The sequence below is a fragment of the Paenibacillus sp. 01T422 genome (assembly GCF_056398785.1).
In genome coordinates, this window is sequence record NZ_JBFTQB010000141.1 from 1 (window position 1) to 9513 (window position 9513).

Here is a 9513-nt window from a genome sequence, read left to right on the forward strand (position 1 = left end):
ACGTATAACACCAATGATGTGAGTCAGCGAATTGCCCAAACGCTGCAAGCTATGCTCAAAGATAACTTGGGTATTGATGTGAAACTGGCAAACAAAGAAGGTAAAGTACTGACTACCGAGCAAAAGGATCTACAACTGCAGCTGTCTCGTTCTTCTTTCCTTCCGGATTTTGCCGATCCGATCAACTTCCTGGATGGTTTCCAATCAACGAATCCATTCAGCCGTACAGGATGGGTGAATCCTACGTATGATAAATTGATCAAAGATGCCTATGTAGAAACAGACGAGGCGAAACGATTCAAAATGATGCATGATGCGGAGAAGATTTTGATGGACGAAGCGCCAGTTCTGCCGCTTTACTTCTACAACTCCACTTACATGCAAAGCGATAAATTGGAAGGTGTCGTTAGACACGCTTTCGGCTTCTTGGACTTTAAGTGGGCAGATCTGAAATAAAATGGGGTGACGGAGGGATGCACCTGTAAGGGGTGCTTCTTCCTTTTTTCATGCGGGAAAGGAGACTTGTAGTCATGGCTGAGCTTATAAAACCGAGGCGACTAAGCCCTGGTGATACAGTCGGCATTATGGCGCCGGCATGCTGGGTAGACACGGAGCAGGTGAAAGCAGCGTCTACCATTTTGGAGAAAATGGGGCTGCGAGTTCGCTTGGGAGATACCTTGATCAAGAAGTATGGCTACTTGGCGGGAACGGATGAGGAGCGGGCAGGGGAGTTGAACGCTATGTTTGCTGATCCTGCTATCAAAGCTATCATTTGTGCGCGTGGTGGATACGGTACTGGAAGAATCGCGGATTTGCTGGATTATGACCTTATTCGCGCTAATCCGAAGATTTTCTGGGGATATAGTGATATTACTTTTTTGCATGCAGCTATTAGCAGGTTTGCGGGTTTGGTTACTTTTCATGGCCCCATGCTGATTGATTTGGGAAAAGAGGATCTGCACCCGCTGACGGTTCAGAATTATGAAACGCTTCTACGTCCTTCGGTTCTTCGTTACACAGAAGAGATTTCCCTGCTGCATACGTTAGTAGAAGGAGAGGCTGTTGGTCCTATTGTTGGAGGAAATCTCTCTTTGATTGTGAGTACGCTAGGGACGCCATATGAGCTTAATACAAAGGGGAAACTTCTTTTTATCGAAGATATCGACGAAGAACCTTATAGAGTGGATCGAATGTTAAATCAGCTCAAACACGCTGGGAAATTTGCCGATGCGGCTGGCATTCTGATTTGTGATTTTCAAAATTGTGAGCCGGATAAACGGAAAGTGTCGTTCACTTTAGAAGAGATTTTCGACCATCACATCGTTCCCGCTGGGAAGCCGACACTATCCGGATTTAGAATTGGTCATTGTTCGCCGAATATTGCGATCCCCATAGGTATGGAAGCAAGGATGAGTACTTACGAGAAGTTGCTGGCATGTACGGAACCCGGTGTAGAGGCATAAGGAGGCAAAATCATGAGTATTATCCAAAGTGTAGAGGTCATGCGGCAGTCAACTCCGCTTAAGAAGCCATTTAAAACAGCATTGCGTACTGTGTATTGTACGGAGTCTATCATTGTTCGAATTCAGAGTAGCGACGGCCGAGTTGGTTGGGGGGAAGCTCCGGCGACCATTGTTATTACAGGTGACAGCCTGGATAGTATCCATTCGGCTATTGTAAATACATTTACTCCTTTGTTGGTAGGTAAAAGCTTGCTAGCTTATGAGCGGATTCTGCAGGATATTCATCAATCTATGATCGGAAGCAGCAGCGCAAAAGCGGCTGTGGATATGGCCATCTACGATCTTGTTGCGCAGAACTGTGGTTTGCCGCTGTATCAGTTCCTTGGCGGGTATAAGGATCAGATTGAAACGGATTTCACGGTCAGTGTCAATTCCCCTAAGGAAATGGGAGAAGATGCGGTTCGATATGTGCAAGATGGCTTTAATGTATTGAAGATTAAAGTTGGCAAGGACGACATCCTGGAGGATATCGAAAGGATCAAGGAAATTCGCAGGTGCATAGGCAGCAGTGTGAAAATACGTATCGATGCGAATCAAGGCTGGCAGGTGAAGGATGCTATTCGCACGATTCGGCGCATGGAGGACTTGGGACTCGACATTGAGCTGGTTGAGCAGCCAGTGAAAGCGGGAGACATCGAAGGGCTCAAGATGGTGACAGATCACGTGGAAACTCCTATTATGGCGGATGAGAGCGTGTTTTCACCCATTCAAGCTTTTGAAGTGTTGAAAAACCGTGCTGCCGACCTGATTAATATTAAATTGATGAAATCTGGCGGTATATACAAAGCGCAAATTATTAATCATATTGCGGAAGAATTCGGCGTCGAGTGCATGGTTGGCAGCATGATCGAATCTCGTGTGGCTGTAACGGCCGCCGCTCATCTTGCTGCTAGCAAGAAGAACATTACACGCTGTGACTTCGATGCGCCGCTAATGATGCTTCAGGATATTGTGGTTGGCGGTGTGCAGTATGACGGAAGGGTCATGACCTTCCCGAAAGCGTCGGGACTTGGTATCCTCGATGTGGTTCACAGCCAAAGTCCAGTGAGTCCAGTGGGGTCATGAATATGAGTTTGGGGGTGAGTATAAATATGCCAAAACGGATGATGGTCGCTGTTTCTGTTGCAACCGTATGGACGAAGCCGGATTCACCGCGTCCCGTAGATGGGGCCGCGTTAAAGTATCCGGCCGAAATAAAAGAGTGGCTGGGCCATATGACGCTTAGAGATAGGCTGGATTTGTGTCTGGCGAACCGTGTTCAGACGCAGATTCTTTATGGTGCATCTGTTCTTGTCGCGGAGGAAATCGATGGGTGGAGTAAGGTGCTTATCCCTCATCAGGCAACGCGCAAGGAAACATTGGGTTATCCTGGCTGGGTGCCAAGCTGCCAGTTGGTTGAAGAGTCGGATGCTCCGCTCGGCTCGAAGAGGGCTGAAGTGATCGCCGACAAAGCATGGTTGTATAAGAGCCCATCCCAACAGCTAATTGAGCTCAGCTATCTGACTTCACTGCCTGTGCTGGAGGAAATGGGGGAGTTGGTGARGGTGCAGACGCCAGAGGGGACGGGCTATCTGAAGGCGGATGATATCCGCTTGATGGATGGTTCTTTAGCTCCTGAAACCGGGGGCGTTGATGTTGGGCAAGGGATCGTGGAGCAGGCGAAGAGGTTCCTGGATCTGCCTTATTTATGGGGAGGGACGTCCTCCTATGGCTTTGATTGCTCTGGTTTTGCGTATACCATGCATAGATATTTTGGGATTATGATTCCTAGGGATGCCTCGGACCAAGCCAAACAGGGAACTCCTGTTGAGAAGGAGCAGCTGGAAGCGGGGGACTTGGTCTTTTTCGCTCATGAGGAAGGAAAGGGATCTATTCACCATGTGGGGATTTATGCAGGGGATAATCAGATGATTCATTCCCCTGAAACTACCAAGTCCATCGAACTGGTGGATATGACAACATTCAAGTTGGCTCAAGAGCATTGCGTGTCTAGACGATATTGGAAGTGATGTGACGGATGAAAGCACGTAAGATGTCGATCTTACGTGTTTTGTCTTTTTGAGGCGGGAGGGAGCTGCGGGTTTATGGCATCATGGGGAGGGAAAATAGACGAATAAATTAAGATTAATTCCATTTTCGTGATACAATAGCTTTCTATCCGATTAATGGAACGGAGTGATCACATGAGTAAAGGCAAGGGAACAGGCAGAGGAACGGACAAAAAAGGCTGGAATAGATGGCAAGCTAGTGCCAATAGAGCAAAAAGTGCCCCGAAACCATATAAAAGCAAAGGGCTTAAAAAAGATGGTGATGAAAAAGTAAGCACCAGCAGCAAAGGTTAAGTGCATAGCTAGTTAAAAGAGACCTACATATACGATATGTGGGTCTTTTATGCATACACATTGAATAAAATTAATATTACAGGTAACAATCTCTAATAACATATTAAAGAAGGTGAACTAGAATGAAAGATAAAAGACGAGAAGATGCTTGGACAGATAATCATGATGTAACGCTAGCTCAAACCGTAATCAGTCATATTAAAAATGGAAGTACGCAACTTGCTGCCTTCGAAGAATCAGCAAGTAGACTGAATCGCACGGCTGCCGCATGTGGGTTTCGATGGAATAAAGAACTAAGACATCAATACGAAACCGAAATCAATGACGCCAAATTATTTAGAATGAAACGAAAACAACAAAAAAGAGACATTCATGCAACGGTTTCTGGCATTCCATTACTAGAAGATGAAGCGATTATGCCAAAGTATGAGGATGCTTTTAGACAAATCATTAAGATCGCGAAGGATCAAGCGCAAAAATTTGAGCAGTTAATTCACGAAAACTCAAAGCTCAAACTTGAAATTAATGAATTGAGAAGTCAGAAGGAAAGCGTAAATGTGGTCAAAAGCAATGAAGATGTGGCAACGGAGGATCTTCAAACTTTCCTTAAAATTATGAACAGAGCAAGAAATTTAACTTCTTTGAATTTGAATGTATAAGTCTTCCTTACACTCCACATTATAAGATTACACCACGAGAAGGAGTGATTTATTAATGGCAAACAATAACACGCTAGTTGTTCCAGAAGCAAAGGCTGCTTTAAATCAATTGAAATTTGAAGTTGCTCAAGAGTTAGGGATCGCCTTGCAACCGAATGGTTACAATGGACATCTTGCTACACGTGAAGCTGGTTCGATTGGTGGCACGATCACGAAGCGGTTGGTGCAAATAGCGGAACAACAATTGCAAGGTTTTAGACGCTAATCTCTTTGTAAAAGCAAGAACTAAAAAGACTACAATCACTCTTTCCTCCTTGGGTGAATGCAGTCTTTTTTATGTTTGCTCGTGCTATGCCAGAAACGGAGAGAGCTAGCCGCTCCCTCCGTTTTCCTTATTCGTGCATATGAGTTCCCATGTCCATCCCCATATCCATGGCCATGGCTTTGGTTAACGTAATGGACCAATCGGCTTCATTCCATTTTACATCCCAGCCTAGCAATTCTGTGATGAAACGCAGCGGGACTTGGGTGCGCCCATCTTTGAGAACAATTGGAGTTCCGATCTCTTTTTTCATCCCGTTCACTTCCATGTAATCTTTGCCGACCCAGAACGTTAACGTATCATTTCCGGCCTTCACCCAAGCCGTTTGGCTGGCTTGATCCCAGGTTACATTCGCGCCAATTCCTTCTGCCAAGAAGCGGAGTGGGATAAAGGTGTTGCCTTCCCACATGAAAGGCGCGGTGTCCATCATCGTGGATTTATCGTTAATCATCATACTGCTGCTCCCGATTTTCATCCAAATTTTCATGGTAGAGGTCATGTCTGGTGCTTTAGGATCATGAAATTTCTCTTGAAATTGAGCGACGATACCGGATGCTAAGTAATCACCCGTATGCGCCATATGGGCGTAAGCTTCGCGAGTGCTGGCATAAGTTGTGGCATAATCCTTATTCACATAGCTGTCGAACGCGCTAATCAATTGGGCAACATGCGGCTTCAAGGCGCCTGCAATATCGGCCGTTTTAAAGTTATTCGGATTAGCACTTTCTAAAAAGGCTCCGAAATCTGTTCCGTATTGGTTCAGTTTATCCAAGGTCTCTTTACGTTTGGTCTCGTCTTTCGCAGCTGTTGCTTTCACATAATCTACAAAGAATCCGATATGCGTATTCCATAGTCCTTTGAAGGCTTTACCAGCATCCTCTCCATAGACAGAGGTGATTGCTGCTGTTAAATCATCGCTATTTGCTAATAGAGCACCTGCTGCAGCATCGAAATCAGGGGCACCGCTTATTCCCTTTTGCATCGCCAGAACAGCCAGGCCGCCATGTTCGCTTAACAGACCATCCAGCGCGGATCGCAGATCGACAGAAGCGACGGATGCACCTTGATTGGTGAATTTATCCGGATATTGCTTCACAATGGCATCAGCCAACACGTGACCGAAATGCATCATGTGTGAATAGGCCTCACGATCGGCTTTGTAAGCACCAGCATAATCTTTGTTAACATAGTCATCGAAAGCTTCAATCAGTTGACTAACGTGCGCTTTCAGTCCTTCGGCAACACCGGCTGCCTTCAGATTCGGATTCGCGCTTTCCAGGAATGCGCCAAAGTCGGGTCCGTATTTATCTAGTTTATCTAATGCGGACTTGCGTCCAGCCTCGTCTTTCTTCGCAGTTGCCGTTACATAGTCTACGAAGAAACCGATGTGTGTGCTCCATAGTCCTTTGAAGGCCTTGGCTGCATCTGCGCCATATACAGAGCCAATGGCTGCGGACAAATCATCGCCGTTGGCAAGTAAAGCTGCTGCTGCATCGTTGAAATCGGCAGCTCCGTCAATGCCTTTTTGCATCGCGATGACAGCTAATTCAGCATGTTCGCCGAGCAGACTTTCGAGTGTGATGCGCAGGTCGGAAGCTCCGCTTTTAATCGAATAGGTATGTGCGCTTGCCATTGCCGGGAAAATAAGTGTAAGTCCTAGTGCAGCCGTAGCTAATGTTTTGATCATGGGTTTCATGGTTATCGCGCTCCTCATAATGGTTTTTGTGTACTCTCGGTTAATAGAACGTGGGATGTTGAGATATGGATCACAAGGATCACGATCTTTTTTTATTTTGACTATCATCCAATACAAAAGATTTTGCGAAGTATATACTAGGAAGGAGACTTTGGAGAGGAGATCCTTCATGAATGGTACGCGTACCGATCAAGAGCTTATGATGCAAATCGTCAATAAAGATGCCGATGCGCTCAAATTTCTATATGACAAGTATGAGAAGCCCATATATGCGTTTGCTTATCGAATCGTGCAAGATGCGATGATGGCAGAGGAAGTTGTGCAGGAACTATTCCTGCGAATATGGAAAGCTGCTGAACGCTACGATGYAGATCATGGAAAGTTAACGAGTTGGATGTTCACGTTGACTCGAAATATTGCGATCGATTTGTTGCGTAAGAAGCAAAATCGCACGAATGTACAGACAACGGAAACCGAACAGTTGAATCGGATACCGGATAGTGGCAAGAGCACGGAAGAAGTCGCCTTGGAGGGTTGGAGAGGTCAAGAAATTCGCGAGGCTTTGCATGCACTAAGTCCGGATCAGAAGCAAGTAGTTGATCTTATTTATTATCAGGGCTACACACAGCAAGAAGTGTCTGATCAGCAGGCGATCCCGCTGGGTACGGTGAAAAGCAGGGTGAGGTTAGCTTTGAAGCAATTAAGAGGACGGCTTGCAGGTGTGGGGAAGGAGGAAATTCAAAGATGAATAAGCCAATGAATGGTTGCGAGAATCTCGAAATGTATGCGGTTGGTGGATTAGACCCGGAAGAACGGGCTGAGTTTGAACGACATCTCGAAGAATGCTCGGCGTGTGCGGAGGAACTAGTTGAGCTTATTGCACTTGTGGATCTTCTACCGATGGCATCGGAGCCTGTACCTGTACCTGTACCTGAAGGAATGAAAGCTCGTGTGCTTGACCATGTTTTGGGTGAGAGCAAGGTGCAGGTGCCAACCAGCAGTGTCAAAGTAGTCCGAATCCGTCCGTGGCTGGTTGGAGGACTGTCAGCAGCTGTACTTATCCTTGGTATTTATAGTTACACTTTAAAGCAAAATGTGAATGAATTGCAGTCCAAGATCTCGCTCCTTAATCGCCCGGCGGAAGCTGTTCAGGTGAACAGTGTTGTGGAACTCAGCAGCACGGCCAAAGAAATCGTGGCGAAGGGACTTGCAACAATCGTGATTGATGCCAAAGGTACTCATCTGCTTGTCCAAGCAGAACAGCTGCCTGAGCTTAAAAATAATGAGGCTTACCAAGTATGGTTAATCAAGGGGAAAGAAACGCCGGTTAATGCAGGCACCTTCCTGACGAATAACGGTACAGGAGGCTTGTATTACACCTTTGACACCAATAGTTATGATACCATTGCTATTACGCTTGAGCCTGATGCTCACGGCGACAAACCAAGAGGGACGCCAGTTCTGGCCGCGGCTCTGTTGAAGAGTTGATGGCCAGGAGCTAATCATCTTAGCGGAAAGTAATCCAAATCCTCCTTTGTTTCGTTACTCTTAAGAGTGGATGAACATACAAAGGAGGATTTTTATGTTGAGAAAAAGTTGGCTGCTAGCTTTACTATGTGTTGCGATGTGGATGGTTGGGGCCGTTACTGTATCTGCAGAGGAGCATCAGCAAGTTAAATCGGATATGAAGTTGGACCTGAATGGAAAGTCGCTGCAACTAGATGAGTCTTATCTGATCGATAATTCACTATTTGTTCCTTATCGTGCGTTCGCGGAGGGAATTGGTGCGGAGGTGAGTTATGAGGCTGCCTCTCAGAGGGTAACTGTCCTTAAAGACGGGTTGACGGTCCAATTAACCATTGGATCTTCAGAGGCGTTTGTTGATGGAAGCAGTCATAAGATGGTGGGCCCAGCCCAATTAATAAATAACTCGACGTTCGTGCATGCCCGGTTTCTTTCTGAAGTATTTGGGATCAGAGTTCAATATGAGGAAGCAACGCGAACGGTTCATTTGGTCAGTAATTCTGGGCAGAATTCCGTGAATCCAGCTCCTAAAACCTACTATGTAACGATTGAGGGTTTCCAATTCAAGGGTGGGACTATCACGGTGGAGGCAGGTTCGACGATTGTTTTTACGAATAAAGATAAAGTTAAACACAATGCCGCTGCTGAAAATGGAAGTTTCAAGACGCCACTCTTGGCAACAGGTGAATCGGCGAGCATAACGCTTACGGAACCTGGCGACTATGCGTATTTCTGTGAATTGCACAAAAATGCTATGCAGGGGACGATTACGGTCAAGTAAACTCATTGGACGAAATCCAATACGTGGACTCGACATGCTACGCTTTCCCATGGCAGATCGTTATTCTAAAAAGCTATCTACCCATGCTGCGATTATGTTATTTGTAGAGGCCGCGATTCAGGAACGAAGGAGTTCGCCATTCCGATCAGATGGCTGTGGATCAACTTGAAACTCGCAAAGATTGGCATATATTTTGGATCGTGGGTTATGTCAGCTACAAACGATTTGTGAGATGGCTGAACGAAGCTGTCTTGTTTGTGGCTCGGTTAAAAGCAAGTAACACGTACACGGTTGTAGGAAACTATCCTGTGCCGGAAGACACACACCAGACGCGCGGCACCCACTCACCCGTCCACCAACACCCCAAAAACTACATGTACCTAGTCCACTCTACGTTGCAGCTAATGCAACACAAAGAGCGGATTGTGTGCAACTTGCCCGACTTATGTTGCACTTTATGCAACAAAAGGCTGATTGCGTGCAACTTGTCCGACCTATGTTGCACTTTATGCAACAAAAAGGTTGATTGCGAGCACTTTGACTACTCTATATTGCACTTTGTGCAACGATTACGCTCAAAAGGACTACTCCAGCGGCAATTTAGCTAAAATGGTTGTACTTTGTGCAATGAGAGTAAGGCTTGCGCTTCGTATGCCACTTATATGT

General features: G+C 45.9%; 11 protein-coding genes. 10 read left to right on the top strand and 1 reads right to left on the bottom strand.

What is annotated here, in order from left to right:
• From AC1DUA_RS10645 to AC1DUA_RS10675, 7 genes are all read left to right on the top strand, one after another.
• On the top strand, positions 1-456 hold a 456-nt coding region (locus tag AC1DUA_RS10645; RefSeq protein WP_477499714.1), incomplete at its 5' end, for an ABC transporter substrate-binding protein.
• Positions 457-530: 74 nt separating this feature from the next.
• The gene (locus tag AC1DUA_RS10650; RefSeq protein WP_477499715.1) at positions 531-1463 is read left to right on the top strand and encodes a S66 peptidase family protein; all 933 of its coding nucleotides are present in this window, start codon (positions 531-533) and stop codon (positions 1461-1463) included.
• 12 nt (positions 1464-1475) lie between these two features.
• Complete coding sequence (locus tag AC1DUA_RS10655; RefSeq protein ID WP_477499716.1) at positions 1476-2588, top strand: dipeptide epimerase; 1113 nt, start codon at positions 1476-1478, stop codon at positions 2586-2588.
• Between the two features lie 26 nt (positions 2589-2614).
• The gene (locus AC1DUA_RS10660) at positions 2615-3532 is read left to right on the top strand and encodes a C40 family peptidase (protein WP_477499717.1); all 918 of its coding nucleotides are present in this window, start codon (positions 2615-2617) and stop codon (positions 3530-3532) included.
• Positions 3533-3706: 174 nt separating this feature from the next.
• The gene (locus AC1DUA_RS10665; RefSeq protein ID WP_477499718.1) at positions 3707-3865 is read left to right on the top strand and encodes a DUF3934 domain-containing protein; all 159 of its coding nucleotides are present in this window, start codon (positions 3707-3709) and stop codon (positions 3863-3865) included.
• A 122-nt stretch (positions 3866-3987) separates the two neighbouring features.
• The gene (locus AC1DUA_RS10670; RefSeq protein ID WP_477499719.1) at positions 3988-4524 is read left to right on the top strand and encodes an RsfA family transcriptional regulator; all 537 of its coding nucleotides are present in this window, start codon (positions 3988-3990) and stop codon (positions 4522-4524) included.
• Positions 4525-4579: 55 nt separating this feature from the next.
• Positions 4580-4789, top strand: a complete 210-nt coding sequence (locus tag AC1DUA_RS10675) for a small, acid-soluble spore protein, alpha/beta type (RefSeq protein ID WP_477499720.1) — start codon at positions 4580-4582, stop codon at positions 4787-4789.
• A 127-nt stretch (positions 4790-4916) separates the two neighbouring features.
• Here AC1DUA_RS10675 and AC1DUA_RS10680 read toward each other — a convergent pair whose 3' ends face one another.
• Positions 4917-6542 (bottom strand): copper amine oxidase N-terminal domain-containing protein, encoded by a 1626-nt coding sequence (locus AC1DUA_RS10680; RefSeq protein ID WP_477499721.1) that lies wholly within the window; start codon positions 6540-6542, stop codon positions 4917-4919.
• A gap of 169 nt (positions 6543-6711) precedes the next feature.
• Between AC1DUA_RS10680 and AC1DUA_RS10685 the strand changes: the two genes are divergently transcribed.
• The 3 genes from AC1DUA_RS10685 (at position 6712) to AC1DUA_RS10695 (ending at position 8847) form a co-directional block, all read left to right on the top strand.
• Positions 6712-7290: an RNA polymerase sigma factor gene (locus tag AC1DUA_RS10685; protein WP_477499722.1), complete on the top strand. Its 579-nt coding sequence runs from the start codon at positions 6712-6714 to the stop codon at positions 7288-7290.
• Positions 7287-8030, top strand: a complete 744-nt coding sequence (locus tag AC1DUA_RS10690) for an anti-sigma factor (RefSeq protein WP_477499723.1) — start codon at positions 7287-7289, stop codon at positions 8028-8030. The genes AC1DUA_RS10685 and AC1DUA_RS10690 overlap by 4 nt, the downstream gene beginning before the upstream one ends.
• A gap of 94 nt (positions 8031-8124) precedes the next feature.
• Positions 8125-8847 carry a stalk domain-containing protein gene (locus AC1DUA_RS10695; RefSeq protein WP_477499724.1) on the top strand — a complete coding sequence of 241 codons (723 nt, stop codon included), beginning with the start codon at positions 8125-8127 and terminating at the stop codon, positions 8845-8847.
• Positions 8848-9513: the final 666 nt, after the last annotated feature.